The 23,249-nt window shown below is 62.3% G+C and carries 22 protein-coding genes; 13 read left to right on the plus strand and 9 right to left on the minus strand.

Features of this window, described 5'->3' with window-relative positions; all coding sequences use genetic code 11:
* Positions 1-16: 16 nt before the first annotated feature.
* From fixL to USDA257_RS19000, 4 genes are all read left to right on the plus strand, one after another.
* Positions 17-1,534: a PAS domain S-box protein gene (gene fixL, locus USDA257_RS18985; RefSeq protein WP_014764572.1), complete on the plus strand. Its 1,518-nt coding sequence runs from the start codon at positions 17-19 to the stop codon at positions 1,532-1,534.
* On the plus strand, positions 1,527-2,141 hold the full coding sequence (gene fixJ / locus USDA257_RS18990; protein ID WP_041415416.1) for a response regulator FixJ: 615 nt from the start codon (positions 1,527-1,529) through the stop codon (positions 2,139-2,141). The genes fixL and fixJ overlap by 8 nt, the downstream gene beginning before the upstream one ends.
* Before the next feature lie 51 nt (positions 2,142-2,192).
* Positions 2,193-2,588, plus strand: coding sequence for a transcriptional regulator (locus USDA257_RS18995; protein WP_014764574.1), 396 nt, complete (start codon positions 2,193-2,195; stop codon positions 2,586-2,588).
* A gap of 129 nt (positions 2,589-2,717) precedes the next feature.
* Positions 2,718-3,356 carry a helix-turn-helix domain-containing protein gene (locus tag USDA257_RS19000; RefSeq protein ID WP_014764575.1) on the plus strand — a complete coding sequence of 213 codons (639 nt, stop codon included), beginning with the start codon at positions 2,718-2,720 and terminating at the stop codon, positions 3,354-3,356.
* Between the two features lie 104 nt (positions 3,357-3,460).
* On the opposite strand, the gene USDA257_RS19005 is transcribed toward USDA257_RS19000, so the two are convergent.
* A complete protein-coding gene (locus USDA257_RS19005; RefSeq protein ID WP_014764576.1) occupies positions 3,461-3,937 on the minus strand; it encodes a hemerythrin domain-containing protein in 477 nt (158 codons plus the stop codon).
* A gap of 368 nt (positions 3,938-4,305) precedes the next feature.
* Between USDA257_RS19005 and ric the strand changes: the two genes are divergently transcribed.
* The 4 genes from ric to USDA257_RS19025 all read left to right on the plus strand — a co-directional run bounded on the left by ric (position 4,306) and on the right by USDA257_RS19025 (position 7,143).
* Entirely contained in the window at positions 4,306-4,980 is a 675-nt protein-coding gene (ric, locus tag USDA257_RS19010; protein ID WP_014764577.1) for an iron-sulfur cluster repair di-iron protein, read from the plus strand.
* On the plus strand, positions 4,977-6,245 hold the full coding sequence (locus USDA257_RS19015; protein ID WP_014764578.1) for an NnrS family protein: 1,269 nt from the start codon (positions 4,977-4,979) through the stop codon (positions 6,243-6,245). The genes ric and USDA257_RS19015 overlap by 4 nt, the downstream gene beginning before the upstream one ends.
* Positions 6,242-6,556 (plus strand): DUF6522 family protein, encoded by a 315-nt coding sequence (locus USDA257_RS19020; RefSeq protein ID WP_048657411.1) that lies wholly within the window; start codon positions 6,242-6,244, stop codon positions 6,554-6,556. Before USDA257_RS19015 ends, USDA257_RS19020 begins: the two co-directional genes overlap by 4 nt.
* A gap of 218 nt (positions 6,557-6,774) precedes the next feature.
* Positions 6,775-7,143, plus strand: a complete 369-nt coding sequence (locus USDA257_RS19025) for a PRC-barrel domain-containing protein (RefSeq protein WP_014764579.1) — start codon at positions 6,775-6,777, stop codon at positions 7,141-7,143.
* 134 nt (positions 7,144-7,277) lie between these two features.
* On the opposite strand, the gene USDA257_RS19030 is transcribed toward USDA257_RS19025, so the two are convergent.
* From USDA257_RS19030 to USDA257_RS19060, 7 genes are read right to left on the minus strand one after another with little or no spacing between them, the layout of a single operon-like run.
* The gene (locus USDA257_RS19030) at positions 7,278-8,282 is read right to left on the minus strand and encodes an FAD:protein FMN transferase (RefSeq protein ID WP_014764581.1); all 1,005 of its coding nucleotides are present in this window, start codon (positions 8,280-8,282) and stop codon (positions 7,278-7,280) included.
* Entirely contained in the window at positions 8,275-8,835 is a 561-nt protein-coding gene (locus tag USDA257_RS19035; protein WP_014764582.1) for a nitrous oxide reductase accessory protein NosL, read from the minus strand. Before USDA257_RS19035 ends, USDA257_RS19030 begins: the two co-directional genes overlap by 8 nt.
* Positions 8,832-9,659, minus strand: coding sequence for an ABC transporter permease (locus USDA257_RS19040; protein WP_014764583.1), 828 nt, complete (start codon positions 9,657-9,659; stop codon positions 8,832-8,834). Before USDA257_RS19040 ends, USDA257_RS19035 begins: the two co-directional genes overlap by 4 nt.
* Entirely contained in the window at positions 9,653-10,570 is a 918-nt protein-coding gene (locus tag USDA257_RS19045) for an ABC transporter ATP-binding protein (RefSeq protein WP_014764584.1), read from the minus strand. Before USDA257_RS19045 ends, USDA257_RS19040 begins: the two co-directional genes overlap by 7 nt.
* Positions 10,567-11,904: a nitrous oxide reductase family maturation protein NosD gene (locus USDA257_RS19050; protein ID WP_041414411.1), complete on the minus strand. Its 1,338-nt coding sequence runs from the start codon at positions 11,902-11,904 to the stop codon at positions 10,567-10,569. Before USDA257_RS19050 ends, USDA257_RS19045 begins: the two co-directional genes overlap by 4 nt.
* A 32-nt stretch (positions 11,905-11,936) precedes the next feature.
* Positions 11,937-13,856: a TAT-dependent nitrous-oxide reductase gene (nosZ, locus tag USDA257_RS19055; protein ID WP_014764586.1), complete on the minus strand. Its 1,920-nt coding sequence runs from the start codon at positions 13,854-13,856 to the stop codon at positions 11,937-11,939.
* Positions 13,857-13,880: 24 nt separating this feature from the next.
* Positions 13,881-16,157 carry a regulatory protein NosR gene (locus USDA257_RS19060; RefSeq protein ID WP_014764587.1) on the minus strand — a complete coding sequence of 759 codons (2,277 nt, stop codon included), beginning with the start codon at positions 16,155-16,157 and terminating at the stop codon, positions 13,881-13,883.
* 174 nt (positions 16,158-16,331) lie between these two features.
* Between USDA257_RS19060 and USDA257_RS19065 the strand changes: the two genes are divergently transcribed.
* Both USDA257_RS19065 and USDA257_RS19070 read left to right on the plus strand, forming a co-directional pair.
* Positions 16,332-17,159 (plus strand): ferritin-like domain-containing protein, encoded by an 828-nt coding sequence (locus USDA257_RS19065; protein WP_014764588.1) that lies wholly within the window; start codon positions 16,332-16,334, stop codon positions 17,157-17,159.
* A 153-nt stretch (positions 17,160-17,312) separates the two neighbouring features.
* The gene (locus USDA257_RS19070; protein WP_231698924.1) at positions 17,313-17,789 is read left to right on the plus strand and encodes a substrate-binding domain-containing protein; all 477 of its coding nucleotides are present in this window, start codon (positions 17,313-17,315) and stop codon (positions 17,787-17,789) included.
* Between the two features lie 532 nt (positions 17,790-18,321).
* Here the strand turns inward: USDA257_RS19070 and USDA257_RS33050 are convergent.
* Positions 18,322-20,325: a DNA cytosine methyltransferase gene (locus USDA257_RS33050; protein WP_014764590.1), complete on the minus strand. Its 2,004-nt coding sequence runs from the start codon at positions 20,323-20,325 to the stop codon at positions 18,322-18,324.
* A gap of 533 nt (positions 20,326-20,858) precedes the next feature.
* Here USDA257_RS33050 and USDA257_RS37955 point away from each other — a divergent pair.
* The 3 genes from USDA257_RS37955 to USDA257_RS37965 all read left to right on the plus strand — a co-directional run bounded on the left by USDA257_RS37955 (position 20,859) and on the right by USDA257_RS37965 (position 23,244).
* Positions 20,859-22,142, plus strand: coding sequence for a helicase HerA domain-containing protein (locus tag USDA257_RS37955; protein ID WP_223843341.1), 1,284 nt, complete (start codon positions 20,859-20,861; stop codon positions 22,140-22,142).
* Between the two features lie 77 nt (positions 22,143-22,219).
* Positions 22,220-23,005 (plus strand): hypothetical protein, encoded by a 786-nt coding sequence (locus tag USDA257_RS37960; RefSeq protein WP_223843342.1) that lies wholly within the window; start codon positions 22,220-22,222, stop codon positions 23,003-23,005.
* A 2-nt stretch (positions 23,006-23,007) separates the two neighbouring features.
* Entirely contained in the window at positions 23,008-23,244 is a 237-nt protein-coding gene (locus tag USDA257_RS37965) for a hypothetical protein (RefSeq protein WP_014764591.1), read from the plus strand.
* Positions 23,245-23,249: the final 5 nt, after the last annotated feature.

A 23,249-nucleotide genomic window follows, 5' to 3' on the forward strand; every position in this document is an offset into this window, starting at 1 on the left:
ATGATTGGACAACGGAATGCATTCACAAGGCATCGTGGAGAGGGCGCGGCCCGGACAATCGCTCATCAGGTGGCGAGCCAATGGCATCTCGGCCTATCTTCTCGCGTCTGCGGCCGTGCTGGGTGTTCTTGCGCTGAGGTTGGCGCTCGGGGAGTTCATCAGCGACAGCATTGTTCTCCTTTCACTCATTCCCGCGCTCCTGATCACCGCAATGGTCGGCGGCCTGGGACCGATAGCTTTCGCAGCCGGGCTGACGCTTGCTGCAGCGATCTCTGTTCAGCAGATCGATAGCACCTCCGATCTGAGCATCTCCGAACTGGTTGTCTTCGGTTCGATAGTGCTTCTGATCATGGCTTTGGGAGAAGTGCTCCAGGCGGCGAAACGCGCCATCGATCGGGCAGAGGATGTCGTGAGAGCTCGCGACGCGCATCTAAGGTCCATATTGGACACGGTTCCGGATGCCACAGTGGTCAGTGCGACGGATGGCACTATCGTCTCCTTCAACGCTGCGGCCGTCCGGCAGTTCGGATATGCGGAAGAGGAGGTCATCGGCGAGAACCTGCGCATATTGATGCCGGAACCCTATCGTCACGAGCACGATGGATACATGCAGCGCTATATGAGAACCGGCGAAAAGCGCATCATTGGCATTGACCGGGTCGTCGTCGGGCGGCGGAAGGATGGATCGACATTTCCGATGAAGCTCGCCGTTGGGGAGATGAAATCGGGTGGCGTACGGTTTTTCACGGGCTTCATCAGAGATCTGACGGAGCGAGAAGAGTCGGCCGCGCGCCTCGAACAGATTCAGGCTGAACTGGCGAGACTGGCCCGTCTTAATGAGATGGGCGAAATGGCGTCGACGCTTGCGCACGAGCTGAACCAGCCCCTGTCGGCGATCGCAAACTACGCCCATGGCTGCACGAGGCTGTTGCGTGACATGGACGACGCGGTTGCCACGCGAATGCGCGAAGCGCTCGAAGAGGTGGCGAGCCAATCTCTGCGCGCCGGCCAGATCATCAAGCATCTCAGGGAATTCGTCACGAAAGGCGAAACCGAAAAGGCGCCCGAAGACATTCGCAAACTGGTGGAAGAGGCCGGAGCGCTGGCCTTGGTCGGCTCCCGCGAGGGGGGCGTCAGAACCGTATTCGACTATCTGCCGGGTGCCGAAATGGTGATGGTCGACCGCATTCAGGTCCAACAGGTCCTCATCAATCTGATGCGCAACGCCATCGAGGCGATGCGTCACGTCGAGCGCCGAGAGCTGACAATCCGCACGATGCCGGCCGGTGCGGGCGAGGTTGCCGTCGTCGTTGAAGACACCGGCGGGGGCATTCCAGAGGAAATCGCCGGTCAGCTCTTCAAGCCATTCGTCACGACAAAGGCAAGCGGAATGGGCATCGGTCTCTCCATTTCGAAGCGCATCGTCGAGGCGCATGGCGGCGAGATGACCGTCTCAAAAAATGCGGCCGGCGGGGCTACTTTCCGGTTTACTCTTCCGGCATATGTAGATGAACGGATTGATGCAAATGACTGACTATATTGTGCATATTGTTGATGACGAAGAGGCCGTGAGGAAATCGCTTGCCTTCATGCTGACGATGAACGGCTTCGCTGTGAAAATGCATCAATCGGCCGAGGCCTTTCTCGCCTTCGCGCCGAACGTCAGAAACGGGATTCTCGTGACGGATCTGAGAATGCCAGATATGTCCGGCGTCGAACTCCTGCGCAGTCTCGGCACTCAGAAAATCAAGATACCTTCGATTGTCATCACGGGACACGGCGACGTGCCTATGGCGGTAGAGGCCATGAAGGCGGGGGCGATCGATTTCATCGAGAAGCCTTTCGAAGACTCCGTGATCGTCGAGGCGATCGAGAGGGCATCCGAACATCTGGTCGTCCCGGAAGCCGACGCGGAGGAAATCGTCGACATTCAGGCACGCCTCCAGACGCTCAGTGAGAGGGAACGCCAGGTGCTCTCGGCGGTGGTGGCTGGCCTTCCCAACAAATCGATCGCCTACGATCTTGATATCAGCCCCCGCACCGTCGAGGTGCACCGCGCAAACGTAATGGCCAAGATGAAGGCGAAGAGCCTTCCCCATCTCGTTCGAATGGCGCTCGCCGCCGGCTTCGGGCCTTCCTGATTCTTGCAGAGTTGATCTCGCGCAATGCGTTGCGTTGTCGCAATCGCTTAAATGGCAGCTCATCGGCGGGCATGCGCGCGCCGGTTTGCACAGGACCGTAAGTCGTTGGCCGACAAAAGCATTGTCATCGTTGCACCAGACCAAGGCCTCCGGCGTTCCCTCGCGTTTGCGCTCGAGGTCGAGGGATATCCGACCCAGTCGTACGACGCCTTGTGGAAAGCCGAAGGCTCCGCGACCGCCTCGCTCTGCACGATCATCGACGACGAGATATTGAAGTCCGAGGCGCAAGCCGTGCAGTCTCTGCAGCGGCGAGGGCGCCGCATCATCCTGTTGGTGGACGGAATGTCGGTGCTTCAAGAGCATGCCGGCACCATCGTTCTGACGAAGCCGATAAACGGTTCTGATCTCCTGGACGTGGTGAACAGCCTGGCTGCGGTGGTGGGTTAGAGAGGGAAAAGCGCGCTGGCGGAAGCCTGCTCGTGCCGCTCTACGTAGTTCCCCGTAGTGAACTAACCGAATTTATCGCCGAAGCGTGATTTGGCAATCTTCCCTCGGAACGATCATGAGGGACAACAGATGTACGCCGCTTCCCAACCCGCAGAGCAAAGCTTCCAGCCATCGGACAGCGTCACCAGCGCCTCCATTCCGGGACCTCATCTAGTCGCAACGTACAAGTCAGGCCGGGAGATCTACGCGGAAGGCGACGCCGTCGAAAAATGCTACCAGGTCGCCACGGGCGCGGTGCGCGTCTACCGCCTGCTTTCGGACGGGCGGCGACAGGTCGTCTCATTTCACCTGGCAGGTGAAATGTTCGGCTTCGAGGCAGGCGTCGAGCACCGCTTCTTCGCGGAGGCGATCACCGAAACAAGGTTGGCCGTTTTTGGCCGGCGCTCGATCCAGGAATATTCGCGCGAGCTCCTGGCGCTTGCCTTGACCGGCCTGGCGCGTGCCCAGCAGCATCTTCTGGTCGTCGGCAGGCAATGTGCTGTCGAACGCATCGCCGCGTTCCTGTTGGATTTGTCAAACCGTCAGGGTGGCGTTCGACAGCTACGACTGCCGATGTCGCGGCAGGACATTGCGGACTACCTCGGCCTTACGATCGAGACGGTATCTCGTGCCATGACCAAGCTGAAGGAGCGCAGGCTCATTGCGCTACGGGACGCGAGGACAGTGGAAATCATGAGGCCCGATGCGTTGTGCTCGCTCTGCAACTAGAAGGGCGCCCATGGTCCCACACGTGTCTCTGTGCAAGTGAACTGCTCGTGCCGGTAGTCACAAGGGATGCGGAGGAGCATCCCTTTCATCGAATTGACGCTTGATCATGCCGCGCAGGCACTCCTGTTCGAGGCGAACATGCCGGCGGGATTGGTGAAGAAACCGCGCAGCATGTAGCCGGCCGTCTCCGGGTTGACGCTATCGTCTGCGGCCCCCAACCGGGCCAACATATCCGCGAGTTCCTCGGCGAAGCACTCGTCTTCGCGATGCTCGTGCCTTAGGCAATCCAGCATAGTTGGCACTGACGGATCACTGCCAAAGCACTTCTCGGCCCACGCGAAAACGACCTGCTCCTCCGTCACATGGAGGTGTCGTAGGATCGAGCCGAGCGTCTCAGTCGCATAGGCGCACATCTTGCGGTCGAGCTGATCTGGGAGGCTGTCCGCGATTGCCTCGAGGCTGTCGCAGAGCGCCAATAGGTCAATGTGACCTCTTGCAAGCCGGGCAAGCCGAGCGGCGAGCTCTTCCGGAACTGGAGACCGTTCACGCGGGGGTGCAAGCCCGATGATCCTGGCGATCATGCGCCCTGGTCCTTTCCAGCATTTCTTCACGGCATGCAAGGATGCGACCGCACGCAGTGCTTGACGTTGATCTCTATCAACGTCAGCGGCGATTTCGTTAGGACACTCCTGAGGACCGAATGGGACGGGACACAGACAAGCGCTTGGACTCGGTTGCCGAAGCACGCGGCATACGTTGTTCGCCGCAGTTCAGCAATCGGTATGCCCCTCCGGCTGTTTGCGCAGGCACAAAGACGGGCAGGTTCTACTTCGGCACAAACGACGAATGAGGATGCCGCGATCAGGAGAGGCAAACTTGGGCCCGTCGCTTGGCGACTGGAGCAAGCTCTTGACGATCTTGGCAAGCAAAACCAAGCAAGGACCAGCACATGACCGAAATTAGCCTCGACAACACAGTGGCGGCAATCGCAGCAGAGCTGCCCGGAGCCGCGGAACTCTTTCGCCGCCATGACATCAGCTTCTGTTGCGGTGGCCACGTTCGCCTTTCCGAAGCCGCCGTCAAGGCGGGTCTGGCTCCGTCTGCACTTGTTTCCGAATTGAAGGCACTCGAACAGGCGGCAAAACGGGATGCGCCCGAAGAGACGTCCGACCTCATCGGCCATATTCTCGACAGGTACCACCAGACACACCGCGCAGAACTCGCCTGGCTCATTCCGCTCGCCCAGAAGGTGGAGCGGGTACACGGCGACCACCCCTCGGCGCCGATCGGACTCTCCCAGGTACTGGAGCGACTGCGGGACGAACTCGAGAGCCATATGATGAAGGAAGAGCAAGTTCTTTTTCCGATGATGCGGCGCGGCGGGAGTCCAGCAATCGCGCATCCGATCGCGCAGATGCGGGACGATCACGAGGAGGAGGTGGAGCATCTCCGTACGCTCGAACACGTGACCCACGGCCTTTCGCTGCCGCAGGGCGCGTGCGGCTCATGGACAGCGCTCTACACGGGGCTGCGCAAGTTCACCGACGATCTGGTGACGCACATGCATCTTGAGAACGCAGTGCTGTTCCCACGCTTCGAAGCTCAATCCCCGGCGGCCAGTTGACGACAGCCGTTCCGCTTTGGAAATGCCTCTGGGAGGCGCCATACCGCCCTCTGTTCCTGCTAGCGGGGCTCTGGGCGCTTATCGTACCCATCGTGTGGCTTCTCCCGGATGAGACCTCGCCGGAGAGAATTTCTTGGCATAGCCGCGAGCTTCTGTTCGGCATGGCCGGTGCAGCGGCAGGGGGATACCTCCTGACTGCCCTGCCAGCCTGGACGAAGAGGGGGCCCGTCCCCCCGGTGGTCAGCGTAGTCGCCACATGCCTCTGGTGCGCCGCCCGCGTGGCGGCGGCTCTCCCCGAGCATTTGCCGCCCGCTGCTGCCGCGATCGGGGCCTCGGCCTATTTCGTGTTCTTGACTGCAGTACTGGCGAGCGGCGTGGTATCCTCAAAGTCCTGGAGCCGCTCCTGGGCGCCGCTCGGCACGGCCGTGCTTGCCATAAGCGCCTTGCTCTTAGTTGCAAATCGCCCGATCCCGCCGAACGCCACACCGCTGCTATTCATGCTCTTGATCGTCCTCATAGGTGGGCGCGCCGTGCCTGCCTTCACACGGCGCTGGCTGGACCGGATTGGGGCAGGGCAGTTCTTCTTCGATCGTCCACATCTGTCGTGGCTGTCGGTGTCGGGAATCTTTGCCGCTATCTACCTCGATGGCGCCGGCCATCACACCTCGTCTGGAATCCTGTTGCTGTTTTCGGCAGCTCTGCTGCTATTGCAAATGAAGGGATGGCAAAGCCTCAGGACCTGCCGTTACCCGGCGTTGTTCATGCTGCACGTCGCCTTCGGTTGGACACCGACGGCGCTCGTCCTCGGCGGCCTTTCAGCTATAATTCCAGAACAGGTTCCGCCGGCTGCCGCCACGCATGCGCTGACGATGGGCGCTATGGGAACAATGATCGCAGCCTTTATGATGCGGTCCGCTATGGTTCGCAACGGAGAGAGCCTGGTCATCAACTGGACCATGGCCTGTGCCTTCGCTCTCATATCACTGTCGGCGCTGCTGCGTGTTGGCGGCTGCTGGTGGAGCAATGTGCAATTCAATCCGGTTGCTGGAGCCGTCATCTGCTGGATGGCTGGATGGGCGTTCTTCATTTCGGCCTATTTTCCGGCTTTGAAGCGTCCGGTTCCCAGACCGGTTTTGAGCGCCGCAATCGCGACTCGGTCGAGCCTCGCGGCGGTCACCAGCAAGCCCCTTGAGGTCGATATTCGCGGGGGGCCGTTCGTTCAGGCCAACTGCGTGAAGCAAACCCCGCAAGGAAGGAAACCATGATCGTAGAGCGATCTCGGGACGGAGATTTGATACTGGACCCCGCCGAACTGGCCAATCGCTTCGGTGTCTCCGCGGACGACTTGCGTCAGTACCAGAGGAAGGGGCTGGTGACTTGCATGGTCGAGCGCGGCGAGGGGGAGGATGCTGGAACTTGCCGCTTGAGCGTGAAGTTTGGAAATCGCATATGGCGCGTGATCCTGAACTGCGAAGATAGGGTTGTTAGCGAAGAGATGACCTTCTGCCGCATGAACCGGCAGACCGCGCGATCGCAGCAATACCGCACCGGTGAACCGTCACCTCGGCAGCGTTAAGGGGCGCGAGACTGGCTCTCTCATGCGCCCCATCTGCGAGAGAGATTGTTGTCGGACTCTGTTTGTGCGCTTTAGCTCCGTCGTTCCCCACCCGATAAAAAAAGAGGTCGCGAATATCGGATTTCTAGCTCGAGAACGGGGGCGCATCGCCGAGACTAGACCCGTCTAGGAACAAATTCCGACTCCTAGCGTTGGCCCCCTGCTAAAGGAGAACGACGATGGTGAATCCGGATCTACATGAATCCCACGATCTTATAGCCAGCGACATGGTGGAGGGCACCACCGTCTACGACATGAGTGGCAACGACGTTGGTTCTATTGAGCGAATCATACTGGAGAAGCGCGGCGGACGCGTTGCCTATGCCGTGATGAGTTTCGGCGGCTTCCTGGGTCTCGGCCATGATCATTACCCGCTGCCATGGCAGAAGCTCGACTACAATACCACTCTTGGGGGCTTCCAGGTCGACATTACCAGGGACCAGCTTGAAGGTGCGCCGAAGTATCCGGCGGAGCAGGACTTCGACTGGAGTTCAGAGAGCGGTCGCCGTGTCTATGACTATTACGGCATTCCGCCCTACTGGGTTTGATCGGCGTCGTCCAGAGAGCTCGCCACAAGGCACTGGTATGGGCGACCAGTTCAAGTGGCTGCATGGCGTTTGAACACGACGTCGAGAACAAAGGCGAGGGGCACCGAAAGGGCACCTTGGTGTAAGCGCACACCTCAGCCAATCCGGCCGAAGCGCGCGTGGGCACCTGACGTGGACACCAAATCGACTCCAAGATCAGAGTGGCGCTCGCATACGCCGCGGATTGCCGCCCCCTTCATCAGGCTGAAGGCCGTCGAGAACGCGTCCCCCGCCGCCGCAGTCGGGGCCACGACGCTCACCCGCCGGTAGAGCCGGGGCGCTTCCCCGCTCAGCGGGTCGAGAATGTGACCGAAGCGGGCGGAGTCTCCGAAGTGGAAGCCATCCGGACTCGAGGTGGCGACCGCTCTGTTGACGAGGTTCAGAATGCTGTCCGGCGCGCCGGCATCTTCACTCGCTGCCAGCCCGATCCGCCATGGCCCACCGTCCTCTCGCGATCCGATAGCGCGTGCTTCCCCCATGCTGACGAGGCTGTTTGCAACGCCCGCGTCCTTAAGCAGATCGACGATCCGGTCGGTGATGTAGCCTTGCGCGACGCCGTTGAGCGTCAACGCCATTCCCGGTCGGGCAAATACGACGCGATCGCGATCGAACCTAAGCTTGTCGAAGCCGACGCCGGATAATGCGCGACGCTTCTCGTCCTCGGACGGCCCTGCGGGATTGGCATCCGCCGCCGAAAAATGCTGGGCATAGAGGATCCAAAGGGGCTGGACGGTCGGATCGAAGGCGCCGTCCGTCGCCTCCCATGCGTCGCGGCTTGCACCCAGCAGGCTCACCAGATCCGCCGGGGGAGCGGCAATCGCTCCAGTGCGGTTCAGCTCGGAGAGGGCGGAATCGGGCCGGTACAGACTGAATATCCTCTCGAGCCGCGATACCTCGGCAACGACGCGCTCTATCAGCCGCGCTGCTTTGGCCTTGTCGTCGAGGTTCAGGATCAATGTCGCCGGCGCACCCAGGGCACGGCCGTTCCAGGTGATTGCGGTCGTTGCAGCTTCTGCACGGCCGCCATGGCCCAGCAGAGGGAGCCCGGCCGCAGCAGCCATGATGCAGATCGCCCTCCGGCGAGAAATCGCGCTACCCATGGGGGCCTCCTTTCTCCTCGTGTTCGATTTGCAAGTTCGCGTCTTGCTGTTCGCTCCCGGTCCCTAGCACGTATTCCGTGGGCACCTCTGCAAACCGCTTCACCTGGCCCCCGTTCTTCGCAGCGAACTCACGCGCGGCGCCATCGCTAGAGAACGGCACCGCTTCCTCCGAGCCCATGCCGCCTTTGACGGTGCTGCCGACGACGTAGAAGGCCTTTCTTGCATCGATCCAGTTCTCGGCGCCCGGCTCCTCCCAGCTCGGCGCCGTGCCCATGTCCGACACGTAGATGGCGGCGATATCCTTCGGCTCCTCCGGCAGCATGGTGAAGGCGATGGTGTCGCGCGCCGACGAGAACCAGATCGGTTCCGGGATGTCCACCAGAATCACCTGGCCCTTCGGCCCCGGATGCTCGAGGACGTTCATACCGCAATAGCGCCCCATCGCGTCGGTCGTGAGCGAATAGGGAGCCGGCATTTTCGCCTCCTGATCCTTTTCGCAAGCAGCGAGGAAAAGCGTTGCGGTCAGTACTGCCGTGACGATTGCCAGCCTCATAATTCCCTCCTGGAGAAGATCAATGTGGCGAATGCCAGCGGCGCAAGCGTCCAAAGGCCGAGGGCTGCAAGCAGAACGGGCGAGGACAGGCCGGTGTGGTCGGCGACTCCGCCCATGGCCGAAAGAGCGCCGGCGCCGCCCGAGCCGAGATTGAGGAGGCGATAGACGTCCGTCGGATTGGCAAGCAGGAGCAGGTTGAGCAGTCCGGCCGGGATGGTCCGCCCCTGGGCGGCTACCAGGCCGCCCAGCAGCGCCATGTCGTAGATCAGGACGAAGAACAGCCATATCCCGATGGCGATGCCGCCGGCGGTGGCGCGTTCGTTGGCAAGCGTGCTGATCAGATAGCCGATCGCGGCAAACACCGCGCCGAGCAGGACCGAGGATGCGATCATCGAAACGAAGGCCTGCCAGCTATCCGGACCGACAGCGCTTCCCGTCGCGACCAGCGCCGCGGCAGCCAGGCCGTAGCCGAAGAGCGTTGCGAAGGCGAGAATCGCCAGATGACCGAGAAACTTCCCGAAGACGACTTCGCGGCGCCCGATCGGGTAGCTGAGCAGAAGCAGCATCGTTCCCCGCTCCATCTCGCCGACGATCGCGTCATGCGACAGTAGGAGCGCAATCAGCGGCACGAGGAAGATGGTGAGGCTCGAAAGGCTGACGATGACCACGTCGAGCTTGTTTACGCCCACGCTGCCCGTCGGCGCGCTGCCGAGGAAGGACAGCGTCAAGGCAAGCGTGGCAAGCAGCAAGGTGGTCGCCAGCACCCATCGGTTGCGCATGCCTTCCTGGATTTCCTTGCCAGCGATGGTGAGAATATTCAGCATTTCGTCACCTGGCCGTTGAGAAAGTGCGCATAGAGGTCGTCCAGCGTCGGCTCCGTGATCGTCAGACCGGCGAGCAGCGCCGCGTCGGCGGTGATGTCATGCAGCAGCGGGATCTTGCGATCGGACGATATCTCCGCATCAAGGCTCCCGTCCGGGGCGGGAGACCAGTTCATGCCACCATTGAGCCATGCAGGCGCTGCGTTGGCGTGCGAGAGCTTGACGCTGATGCGCGTCGGCATACGGGCGACGTGCCGCAGCTCCTCGAGCGTGCCGTCGGCGATCTTCAAGCCCTTGTTGACGATGATGACGCGGTCCGCGCGGCCCTCGAGTTCGGTAAGAGCGTGCGACGAGAGCAGCACCGTAGTGCCCTTGGCCCGCAGTTCCGTGATCAGGTCGTAGAAGTTCCGCCGCAGGGCGGGGTCAAGGCCGCTGGTTGGCTCGTCGAGAAGCAGGACCCGTGGCGTTCCGAGCAGAGCCTGCGCCAGCCCGAGGCGCTGCCGCATGCCCTTGGAATAGGTCCGCACCGGCCGGTTGACAGCTTCCTCGGCCAGCCCGACCCGCTCGAAGAGGGCGTCGGCGGCGGCAACGTCCACCCGCTTCAGCCGCGCGTAGAAGCGCAGGGTTTCGCGCCCCGTCAACGCCATGTTGAAGGAGACGCTTTCCGGCAGGTAGCCGAGACTTTGACGAACTGCAAAATCGCCGGTTGCCGGATCCTCGCCCAGGACGCGCACCGTGCCGGTGGTCGGCCGGATGAGGCCGAGCATTAGCTTGATGAGCGTGGTCTTGCCGGCGCCGTTGTGGCCGACAAGCGCGACGGTTTCAGCTTCGTCGAGCGCAAAGGACAGGTCCCGGATCACGGTCGATTGGCCGTAGCGCTTGCTGACGCCGGCTATCTTGACGGTCTGGGTCATCGCAAGGCTCCCGCGCGGCCGGCCGGCACCATCAGCGGATGGCTGTCGACGACCCCGCCTGGCAGCAATGCAGGGAACTGCGCCTGTGCCCAGCGGATGACCTGGACCGCCGGGCTGGTGGTCAGCAGCTTGGCCTGGGGCGACGTCCACAAGACCCTGTCGATGAGATCGTTCGGCCTGTAGGGGCTGTCGCCGATGCCGTCGCCGTCGAGGTCGAACGCGGGATTGTCGCTCCAGTAGTTTCCCTGCTTCCCGGACGACCAGTCAAGGTGGCGCGTTCCGACGTACTTGACCTGGTTCCGGTTGCTGATGAAGGAGTTGTGGCTGATCAAGTTGCCTTCCGATCCGGCCGTGAAATGAATGCCGATGGCGCAGCCCTCGAACACGTTGTCGTAGAAGCGATTCTTGTTGGCGTTGTAGATGAAGACGCATTTTTCCGGCCCGAGCCGGCCACCCTCCTGGGCAATCGTGTTCTCGCCCGCGGATTGGGGCACCTCGTGCCCGGCGGACCGCGTTCCTGTCGCCCATCGCTCCGGCGGCTGAAGTCGGCCCAGCACCGTGTTTCGACTGATCTCGGAGCTGTTAGCATAGTTCAGGAGAAGACCGTGGTCGCGGTCGCCGTCGGAACGGTTGCCGGTGATCTTCAGCCGGTTGGAATACATGATCGCATAGCCGACCGAATTGCCGGTGGAGACGTTGTCGCTGATCTCGCTGTCGTTCGTGTACATGTAGTGGATGGCAAAGCGCAGGTAGCGAAAGCGGTTGCCGCTGAAGACGTTCCGCTTGCTAGCCATTGTGGCGATCCCGTCGCGCCCGTAGCTGATGTCGTTGTCGAGAACCTTCGAACCGGGCGCATTCCAGATCGTCACGCCATTGCCGGATTCGCTTAAGCGGCCTTCCATCATGCCTAAGATCCGGTTTCCCCGGACGACGCTGTCGGCCGCTCCGTGAATATATATGCCGAAGAGATTGCCGCTGACGGTATTCCCTTCGATTACGGCACGCTTGGCCGTCTTCGCCGCAAAGATTCCGGAATCCAGCTTCGCGAGGTCGATACCGGATCCGCTGACCCGCACGCCGCGAACCGAGACGCCTTCCGCGGTGATCGTGACGACGCTGCCCTTGCCGCTTCCGACAATCGCCGCGCCGTCCTGCCCCCTCAGCGACAGCGCTTTGGAGATCGTGACCGGCCCCTCGTACTCGCCTGCCTGCAACGTGATGACGTCGCCCGGCGCCGCCGCGTCGATCACCGCCTGCAGCGGGCTTTCAGCCGGAGTAATGGACCGGCTTTCGGCGCTTGCAGTCGCCGGGAGGGCGGCCATGAAGGCCGCCATCCCGATTCTCGTTATGTGGGCTCTCATGCGCATCATGCCGCCGTGGGCTCGACGAACATCCGGCCCTTCATCTCCATGTGCATGGCATGGCAGAACCAGGAGCAATAGTACCAGTAGACGCCGGGCTTGCTGGCCTTGAAGGTCACCGAAGCGGTCGCCTGCGGCGCCACCTCCATGTTGATGCCGTAGTTGATGATGGAGAAGCCGTGCGTCAGGTCCTCGACCTCGTCGATGTTGGTCACGTAGACGGTGACCTCGTCGTCCTGCTTCACCGTGAAGCTCTCCAGACCGAAGGCCGGAGCCGCGGACGTCATGTAGACACGGACCTTGTTGCCGTCGCGGATGACCTCTGAATCGACCAGCAGATCGATGTTGTCAGCCTTGGCCTGGGCGACCGCGTCGGCGAAGACCGGGTCGTCGCGATTCCAGACGTGCACCGGGTTGATCTTGGAGGCGTGCACGATGGTCGCGTCATGCGGCTCGGCGAACGTAGGGTTGTCATGCACGATGACCATCTCGTCCCCGGAGATGTCGATCAACTGATCGTTCTCCGGCTTCAGCGGACCGACGTTCAGATAGCGGTCCTTGGAGAACTTGTTCAGCGAGATCAGCCACTTGCCATCGGCATCCTTGGTCTGTCCCATGGATGTGTGGTTGTGGCCCGGCTGGTAGTGGACGTCGAGCTTCTGGCGGATTGGATCGACCTTCTCGCCGGCGAAGGCCCGCTTGGCGTCCTCGATGTTCCATTTGCACACCTGGCTGTCGATGAACAGGGTCGTGTAGGCGTTGCCCTTGCCATCGTAGGCTGTGTGCAGCGGGCCGAGGCCGAGTTCGGGTTCAGCGACGACGGTGTCGCGCGGCTTGATCTTGTCATCGAACAGATCGTCGAACTTGCGCACGTCGAACACGGTCACGGTCGGGGACAGCTTGCCGTTCGCAACCACGTGGATGCCGTCGGGCGCCGTGTTGATGCCGTGAGGGCTGTTGGAGACCGGAATGTAGCGCGTGTAGGGCGATCCCTTGCGGCCGTCGAGGACCGGCACGCCGCCCATTTCCTTGTAGTCGCCCTTGGCGACCGCTTCCTCGATCCGCTTGAGGTTGAAGACGACGACCCAGTCCTGCTCGCTGCCCATCATCTCGGCGAGATTGACGCCTTCTTCGGAGTTGTAGCAGGTTGCGAAGCAGTACTTGCCCTGGTAGTCGGCGTCGACGTTGTCGAGGTTGCCGTCGACCATGACCTGCCAGGCGACCTTCATCGTCTCGCCGTCGACGGCGGTGAAGATCGCGCTGTACTGCTTGTGGTCGTCGAGCACCTTGCCGTCGTTCGGGATCGGCACGCGATCCTCGCCGTTGCAGAAGACGTAGCCGGTCTTCGGATACTTCTGGACCCGGAGCCCGTGGACCGTGTGCTGGTTGGGAAGCTGGATGATCTTGTCGCACTTCATAACGTCGAGTCGGATGCGGCAGACGCGCGTGTTCGCCTTGTCGTTGGCGAAAAGGTAGCGGCCGTCGTAAGTGCCCTCGGTGAACGACGGATGCGGATGATGAAGGTCGCCGTTCGTGTACACGCCGCCCCGGTCCTTCAAGAACTCCACGGTCTCGGGAAGCAGGCCTTCGGTCAGGATCTTGCGGCTTTCGTTCGTCTGGCCCCAGCCGGTGGCGCTGCACCGGTTGAAGACGGGAATCCGCATCATTTCGCGCATCGACGGCGCGCCGACGACACGAATTTCACCCGACTGCCCCGACGAGAAGAAGACATAGTATTCGTCGAGTTCTCCCGGCTTCACCTCGTAGCTTCCCGCGGACGCCTCCTGCGCCTTCGCCGCGGTCGCCATGCCGCCCGAAAGCGTCAGCGCGCCACCGGCGCCCACGGCACCGGCTGCCGCCACGAAGGCGGTGGTGCCGAGCATTTGTCGTCTGTTCAGACGCATCTTGGTTTCTTCGTTTGACATTGTGCCTCTCCTTGGGTGTTGGCGTCAGACGGGATTTCCGGGCGCCGTCTCAGCTTTTCTGATCGGGGCGCCCTTGTGGGTCACGGCGGTCTTTGCGGGCACTTCTCCCCGCGAAACCGGGGTGGAAAGCGCCATGAACTTCTCGCGCTTCAGCCGCACCTGGATCATGTGCGGACAGCGCTGATCGTCGTGGTAAAGCTCCTGGCAGTGCATGCAGTAGATGCACTCGTTGACATTGATTGCTCCCTCCGGGTGGATCGACTGGACCGGGCACTCCTTGGCGCAGCGCTGGCAGGGCGAGCCGCACTCCGGCCACCGCTTCAGCCACTCGAACATGCGGATCCGGCCCGGTATCGCGAGAGCGGCCCCCAAAGGACACAGATAGCGGCAGTAGAACCGCTCGATGAACAGGCCGGCGGAGAGCATGGTGAGCGCAAAGATTACGAAGGGCCATTCCCGGACGAACTTCAGGATTATCGCGGTCTTGAACGGCTCGACTTCCGAGAACATTTCTGCAAGCGCGAGCGAGTAGAGCGACAATCCGAAAAGGCCGAGGAAGATGATGTACTTGATCGGCCAGAGACGTTCGTGCAGGCCCCAGGGCACCCGCACTTGAGGCACCTTCAGCCACTGCGCGACGTTGTTGGTCAGTTCCTGCAGCGCCCCGAACGGACACAGCCAGCCGCAGAAGGGACCCCGGCCCCAGAACAGCAGCGCGGCGGCCACGCTCCCCCACAGGATGAAGACTAGCGGGGCGGAAAGGAAGAATTCCCAGTGAAAGCCGGTCACCAAGGAGTTGAAGAATGTCAGGACGTTGACGACGGAAAGCTGGGCGTTGGCGTACCAGCCAAGCCACACGAGCGTGAAGGACAGGTAGCCGCGCCTTACCCAGGCAAACAGTGCAGGCCGTTTCACGAGCCAGTCCTGGAAGAAGAAGATCAGGGTCAGGACGAGCACGGCCGCTACAGTGATAGCCACCGTTACGCGGTTCATGTCCCACATCTTCATCCACAGCGGCTCGCCTTCAGGGATCGGCTCGGCGGGTGTCGCCTGTTCGGCGACACTTGGCGCGACTGTTGTCGGCGGCGATGCTGATGCCGCCTCGACAGTCACGTAGTCGCCGGGAAGGGTGAAGCCCAGATTGTAAGGCAGCGCGGCCTTTTCGCGCCCGCCGGCGCTGCGCTGCACCAGCAACTGCAGCTCCCAGGGCGCGGTCACATCGAAGTCGAACTCGGCGGGAACGACGAATAGCGCGATTTCGCGAAGCCGCGGCGCGCCGGGCGCTGCAAGCGCCGGCAGCCTGGTGTGGTAGCGGTCGCGGAACCGCAGCCCCTGACCGTCCTGAAGCAGTTCGATGCGGTCGAAGATGCCGCCCCGGACGTAGCCGGAACCCTTGAATGAGTAGGCGCCGTCTCCCGCCACGACGATCGCCTCTTCGCCCGGCTTCAGCTTGGCGCGCATCTGCTGATAACGCGAATCGCCGAGCAGCGATCTTCCGATTGCCGGCACGCTCACCGGAGCGATGTAGAGGTCGATGAATCTGTCGCCGGGACCGTGCGTCTCGGGTCGCCCGGCTGCACCTGGCTGGCCGGCCTGCCGGAACGCCTCCGAAACCTCGCCGACCGTCAGCCGAAGGCTTCTCACGGAGCCGTTGCCGATCAGGGTCTGCCAGTCGCTCGTGTCTGTCTTGTTCGGATCGACCTTCCGGATTTCGGTGGAGGATCCGGGCCGCGCGGCGGCGTCCGCGCCGAGCCTGTTGCTGCGGATCAGCTTGACGGCGGAGCGGACGACGCTGTCGCCCATGACGAGGACGGTCACGGTGGCTCCGCTGACGATGTCGACTTGCGGTGGCCGTTCTGCCCCTGCCGAGACGCGCCCGAGGTCCTTGCCGATGAGTGCGTTGACCGAGGCGACGACCTTCGCCTCCGGTATGCCTATGAGGACGATCGGCTCCTTGTGGTCGACGAGCTTCAGCCCGCGGACGACGCCCTTTGGATCGATGCCGACGACGATATGGATGGGCTTGCCGGAATAGCCGACGGAGCTCGTGACGTCGGAATTGAGATAGGCGTAACCCAGCAGGCTGTCGCCGCGGAAGACCGGTGCGATCGGCGGATATCCGGTCACCTCGCCGAAACGGGTCGCGCCCGGAAAGATCTCCGCTGGCTGCACCTTTTGAAGGTAGATGGAAAGTTGGCCCGCGGCCATGCTTGGAAAGGCCAGCAGCAGAGCGACGCAGAGAACAACGAGACCGCGGAGAAGGCGTTGCACGTGCATTTTATGAATCGCTGCCTGGTACATCGGGTTTCCTGGGCCATGCGCGGCCACTGCATCGCAGCCATTTCACACGGGTGGGAACGAGTTTCTTTGCGCCAAATCAACTTGATCAAATTCAACTAGGTCCAAACTGTCTGGGGTCCTGAGGACCAGAACCAAAATGCGCAACTTGCGCGTGCCAACCGGGAGAACAGGAACATGCCGGAAAAGAGAACCGAGCCTTGGGTGATGGCTTCGATGAGCGAGCTGCTGTCGTTCGCCCGAGCGATGGAGCAGGAGGCCGTGGACGGCTATGTCGCCCTGGCCGCACGCATGCGGACCGAAAGGCGACCCGACCTGGCCGCGGTCTTCGAGCGTCTGATCGCGGAAGAGGAGGGACATCTTGGGAAGGTGGACCAATGGCTTGGCGGCAGGGCACCCGAACCCGTCGACCTCTCGGAGCCGCTCTTCGACGACGAAGGGGCGGGGATCGTCGCCCCGGAGCTGCTGACGTCGTACCGCGCCTTTTCCATGGCGGTCCGCAACGAGGAGCGGGCCTTCGTGTTCTGGACTTATGCGGCGGCGCACGCGCCTTCCGAAGAGATCAGGCAGGCAGCCGAGCGACTGGCAAGGGAGGAACTGGGCCACGTCGCGACGCTGCGCCGCGAGCGGCGTCGGGCGTTTCATGAGATGCGCCGCGCGGAACCCGATTCCGTCAGGGGCGACCTCCCGTCGCTCGAGAGGCGGCTCTTGGAGCTGCTGAGACACCATCCATCGGCGCCCGGCGCGCGCGCAGAGCGGCTGCGAGGACTGGCGAACGAGGCGCTCGAGCGGGCGACTGCTCTGTCGGAAGCGCCTCCTGGCGAAACGCCTCTCCTGGGCCATGTTCCGGAGAACGTGCCGGGGCGGCTGGTGCCTCTCTGCGAATTCCTACTCGACTGCTACCTGGACCTCGCGGAACGCGGGAGCGACGAAGCGGGGAGGGCACGGATGCAGACATTCGCCAGCGAGATGATCCGATGCCTCTACGCAGCACGGGAACTGTAGTTGCCGCCGGTTCATCGGCCGCGGCGAGCCGGTCGCGACAGTCGCGACGGATCTTCCCGGAATTTCGGGCGTGAAATATTGCGGCATCAACCCGTTCGAGGCCGGTGCCACGGCCGCTATGTGATGGGGCGAATGGTGGGGAGGGCGGGCCGCGTGCTAGTGATCGGATCGCGCAGCGACTACCATGGCCATCAGGACAGGCGGGCAGGGTTCGCCGCGACGATCGCACGTTTCCCAAATCATGTGCTCGAGATCGGTGACACCGACACCCATGACGATCCGGAGCGATGCTTTCGGGCGGTGTCCTCGTCCTTGCGGCGCCAGGAGCCGCCCTGTGGCGTTTACAATACCGGCGCGGGCTCGGAAGGCGTGCTGCGTGCGCTGCAGGCAGGGTCGAAGCCGGGCGAGATCATCTGGATCACCCATGAAATCTCGCCGGATCACCGGAGCTATCTGCAGCAGGGCTGGCTGGAGCTTGCCATCGATCAGGATCCCGAGCGCCAAGCCTCGGCAGCACTCCAGCATCTGCTCTTTCGAAACGAAATCATTCACCAGTTGCCGAAGTCGGCTGGCCGTGGAGAGCTCCGGTTGTTTTTCGCCACGAACGTTGGACCCGGAATGTTAGCTTGACACGAGCCCACCACGGAAAGTCCACCTTGAGGTCCGTAGCCTGGAGGGCGCGCCCCGAGAGCTGATTAGGAACCAATCAGCCAACGAAAAGTTTTGCCTGCTCTAGATTCTGCGAATGTGAGTGTGTCAATGAGCCGTGAGTCGGGACAAAATCAGTATAAGGCCTTCCTGCGTCACGGCAGGGAAGTAAGGCGATATCTGCAAACGCTTCGCGCCTTAGCACTGCCCGAGGATTCTCCTCACGTGTTCAGCGATCTGCTCCAAAGACTCGACAGTGCTGAGAGAACGGCGAGACGGCACCCTGCAGATGACCTTGCTCGCCCTAACTAATAGCGCTCATCTGCCCATGTCAGAGTCTAAGCGACGCCGACATGGGCTTGCTTACGGAACCCGTAGATAGGCGCCTCTTAGATCAGCTTCCATTGCGGGCGCCAGCGAGGCTCCGCGCGGCCTCAAGCGCTTGCTGCAGCGAGCCGCAATGCGTTCAGGCTCACGAGAGTGCAAACCGACCCATTTGCCCCGCTGTACGCGTTCAGGCTTCAGCGAAAGTGACCGTAGGGTGGCGATCTTCTCCGACGAGGCCGACGGGACTTAGCAACGGCGCCTCCATCGCGGTCCTTGGCGCCTCCACCCGTTCCGCTTGGTGCGGCCGCAGCAACATTCTGGCGTAGTCAAACACGACCTCGTCGAGTGCCGCATGAATCGCCAGGCCCATCGCTTGGGCGATTACGGGTGGAACTGCATTTCCGATCTGCCTCGCCGCCGAATCCTTTCCTCCGACGAATTGCCAGGAGTCGGGGAATCCTTGAAGCCTGGCTCGCATCCTTAGCGTCAGCCTAGGCAGAAAGCCTTCGCCGGCCGCATCCGCATCGGCCCGCGTCGGCGCCTCGTCTGCGACGCCGTCGATGCTCAGGCCCTTCAGCGCCCAGCGGAGGCGCTCCTTCTCGCGCGAGCCTCCCTTGCGGCCAACGATCGTCGATGCCAGCACGCCGCGCAGCAGAGCCCCGTCCTTCTTGACGATCTGCTCCCTGCGCGCCCGGCTCCATTCCTGGGCGCCCTCCCAGCCGTTCGCGGCCATCAGGTCGCCGATAGCGTCACCCAGGTTCGTGCGCCATTGGGGGAAGCTTGGAGGCATGCGGAAGCCGCTCATGGATTCGCCTCGCATGCCGACGATCAAGAGGCGCTCCCGTTCCTGGGCCACCCCGTAGTCCTCCGTATTCATGCGGAACAGGTCGACCACATAGCCGGCCTTCTTCAGTGCGCTGAGGAAGGCTCCGAGATGGTCGGCGTGCTTTGAATGCTGCAGGCCCGCCACGTTCTCGAACATGCATGCCCATGGACGCATCTCCTCGACAGCTCTTGCGCCCTGCATCAGGAGATCGCGGGGATCATCCTTGCCGAGGCCCTTGCCGTCCTCGGAATACGGCTGGCAGGGCAGTCCTCCTACAAGCAGGTCGATGCGCTGGCTGCGGAACGGCTTGAAGTCGACGGTCCTGACGTCTTGCTGGATGACGTTCCAGCCCGGCCGGTTGAGGCGCAGCGTCGCTGCCGCGTTCTTGTCGATCTCCACCAGTGCCGCCGGCTCGAAGCCCGCGGCTTCCAGGCCGAGCGCCATCCCACCAGATCCAGCGCACAATTCGACGAACGAGAGGCGGCGGTCCGGAAGCTCCACAAGAGGGCCGTGCTGCTTGATCCAGGGGCGGACGATCCATGACCGAGGCGCGCTCGTCACCGCGCGCAGGCACTCGATGATGTTCGTCTGCCTTGCTCCGGCGCGCGAGCTGTCGAGCGCATATCCGCCATGACGTCCGAACCTTCCCTCGGCGAACTTCCGCAACGAGTGGTGTACGAGGCCGATCCGCCGTTCCTCGGGGCTCGTCGAAGACGCGACAAGGTCCCGCACGGAGCGATGGCTGCTGCCGAACGCCGCTTCAAACAGGGGGAGGAGGGTGGTGGCTTCCGCCTTGACTCGCTCGGATGCGAGGGATTCGCTCTCCACTTCCATACGGTCCATTCCGCTGCGGCAGTCCTCGGCAAGGCGGATGAAGGCGGTCATTCGGCCGTCGAGCCCCGCCGCGGCCTTGGAAGCCCGCCTTCCGGCGGCGGCCACCACTCTCCGCATGCGCGACTGCGCCAGCACCTGTTCCGGCAACAGCTTCTCCTCGCGAAGCCTTATTTTGATGGCGGCGACGTCGCGCACTTCGACGCGGGCGCCGGCGCGCATCTTCCAGAGAGCTTCCTTCCGCGTTTCCGCGTCGGCGGACACGAGCGCTTTGACGAGGGGGAACTGGGTCCGGGAGGCGCGGAGGGTTTCGCCGACTCCATCCAGCCTTGTCGAGAACTTGCAGTAGGTGGAAGCGTCGGAAGCGCTTAGGCCGCAGGCGGCCTGAAGGAAGTGCACGGTCTCGCGAGGCGTAAGGTGCTCCATAAGATTATCGACTTCGGCAGCGACCTTCAGGATGCGCTCCGTCATCTGTCGCTGAAGGTTCACGATTGCCTTCTTCGCCCTTGCAAGCGCTTCCGCCTTTGCGTCCATTCGCAGTTGCCCCTCTGTCGTATTAAGCTCGGGCTGTCTCATAACGGCACGGATCTTGCGGGACCGGTAAGCTGATCGGTAAAATTTGAGAGGAAGACCTTATTCAATCGGGCAGGCGGACTGGGTCATGGCACGAGCGTGCATCATTCGCGTCTCGACTCGGGGGAGCGGCAGCTACAAGGCCACGGCCGAATGCTTCCGATTTCGCTCCGCGAAGCTGCGGATGTTTCGCCCCAACTTTATCTCCGCGACCCGGACTTGAATGTGGTGAGATCAATGGAGCGCCCTTGGGCAACGTTACCCGCGACGTCAAGCTCACCACGAAAGCGTGTCCAATCGGACCTGGACTCTTCTGATGACGTGTCCGCTCCGGTGCGGGCGTCGCAAGGCGCGACCCCGCCCGTCGCACGGAAGACCTGCATGCTTCAGTAAACTTTTTCGTGCACCCTCATTCCAATACGGCATTCGACGGTTGTTTGCCTGAAAGATTCGATGGAACATCGGATTATGGAATCGGCGGAGTCGAGGGAACCATGCAGAGCTTTCTTACCGACCTTGAGCGGGCAGGCAGACGTGACGCCGCCATCGCGGCTGGCAAGCAACTCGCGGATCTCCTCAATCCCGACCGAATATGCGGTGATCTCATCAGCATAGACTACAGTTCGGCCACGGTGCTCGTACACGACAGGCTCCGCGCGAACGTGGGAGGCGTTTCGAAGGGATGTTTCCTCGTCGCTTCACGGATTGAGCCTGGCTCGTCCCCCGACGCCTCTTCCGAAGACACCTCCCTGATACTGCTGCGAGTCCTGGACAAGGCGCCTCTGCCGAACGCCTCGGAAACGGACAGGATGCGCTATGAGGCTGGCACCAGGGTGTCGGCGTCGAAGGACCGTGTGAACTGGGACGACGAGCGTTCGCTGGATAAGTTCACGGCGAACTTCCTGCGCTTCGCAGGGGTCGACTGCCGCGTCGTCGGCACCTTCATGATGCGGATGAGCCGGAACGGGGTCTGGCACTTCGTGTTCGGTGCGGATCTGTCGAACATCTATTCCGGCAGGGGCATGAAGGTCTACAAGCCGGACGGCGAGGCTCTGAGCAAGATCGCCAACTATGTGCGGCCTCAGGGCAGGGATGCGCACCCTCTTGCGGGAAAACGGATAAGGATCGGACGCGTCCGGTACGCCGCCAGCGAGCGCGAGGGCGATACGATTGACCAGGTCGAGGTGACACTGGACCCGACGGATCTGATCGCGCGCCGTACCGCGCTGTTCGGAATGAGCCGCACCGGCAAGTCCAATACCGTAAAGATCATCGCATCCTCCGTCTTCAATCTCAGATCCAGCGACGCGCAGCTCGGGCGGGTCGGCCAGCTAATCCTCGACGCCAACGGCGAGTACGCGAACGAGAACCCGATGGACAGGGGCGCGCTGCGCAACGTCTGGCGCGGCTGTCGGAACGCGCAAGAGACCGACGTGGTCACCTACGGCCTGCACGAGCATCCGGGGGACCCCAACAGGCGTCTCGTCAAGCTGAATTTCTTCGGAGCCGAGCCCCGCAACTGGCGGGAGCGAAAGGAGGTCGTCGCAGCTCTGACTCCGCTAATACAGGCGAAGGCCGTCGTCGATTCGGCTCTGATCTCTCAGGGAACGGCTCAGTACAGGACAGCGTTCATCAACGTCAGTCTGGAAGTCCCGGAGACATGGGACGAGGGCGCAAGAACGCGCTACCAGCGCGTTGTCACAGCCTATCGCGCTTTGCTCGCGAAGGCCGGCCTGGCGCCTCCGGCCCTTCTGGGGAAGGCCACCATATCGGGCTGACGAACGCCGCGCTGAGAAAGAGCCTGAGCGCAAACGAGACCTACAGCCGCGCGGCCGTCCTGTTCGAGAAGGGAACGGTGTCGTGGGACGAGGCATACGAGGCGTTCAACCTCCTTCGGCTGGCAATAGGCGACAAGGACTCAGGATACGCCGAATTCAACAGGGAACGGCGCAAGGAGGACGAGGAGAAGGATTGGCATGACGCCAATCTCATGGGAATCCTTGCACTGATGGAGCAGCCGGGCGGTCTCAGGCTGCTAGGCAAGGTCGCTCCGCAGCATTCTCCTAAGACGAGCGAAGACTTTGCCGACCAGATTGTGTCCGACCTGTCCAAGGGTCGGCTCGTCATCGTCGACCAGTCCACAGGCGACCCGGAGATGAACGAGGAAGCGGCCCGGCGTCTGATGTGGCGCGTCTTCGAACACCAGAAGTCCGCGTTCACCAATCCTAGGCTCGACGAGTCGGGGGAAATGATCCTCCCGCCCGACGTCATCGTCTACGTCGAGGAGGCCCATAACCTCCTTCCGAAGGACGGAGAGGACCTTCGAGAGGTCTGGCCGCGCGTGGCTAAGGAAGGGTCCAAATACCGGATAGGGCTGGTGTACGCCACGCAGGAGCCGAGCTCTATCATGACGAACATCCTTTCGAACACCGACAACTGGTTCGTCGCTCACCTGAACCGGGGGGCGGAGGTCAAGCAGGTGCGCGATTTCTACGATTTCGGCGACTTCGAGCAGCAGATACTCAATGTGCCGCTGCCAGGGTTCATACGAATGAGGACGCTGTCGAATCCATATGTGGTCCCGGTGCAGATTGACCCATTCGTCGCGCTAACGCCTGCCAAAGAAAGCGGGAAGCCGTAGAGATGCCGTTCGAAATGGAAAGAGCATCCGGCGAGGCGCTTTTGACCTTGGAAGCGAGCCAAGCCATGCAGCGCTTCCGCGCCGAAATCCGGGCGCCGGAGGACGAGGATCCCGTTCCCCCGCAAGTGGCGAACGTCGCCCGCAGCCGCTGGATTCCGGGCCGGGTCATTGCGATAGATGGATCTACGATTACGACGCAGCTCAGGCTGGGGCCCCCGGCGCGGACGCCTCGCTCTTGAAGGTC

It is taken from the genome of Sinorhizobium fredii USDA 257 (assembly GCF_000265205.3).
Lineage (GTDB): Bacteria > Pseudomonadota > Alphaproteobacteria > Rhizobiales > Rhizobiaceae > Sinorhizobium > Sinorhizobium fredii_B.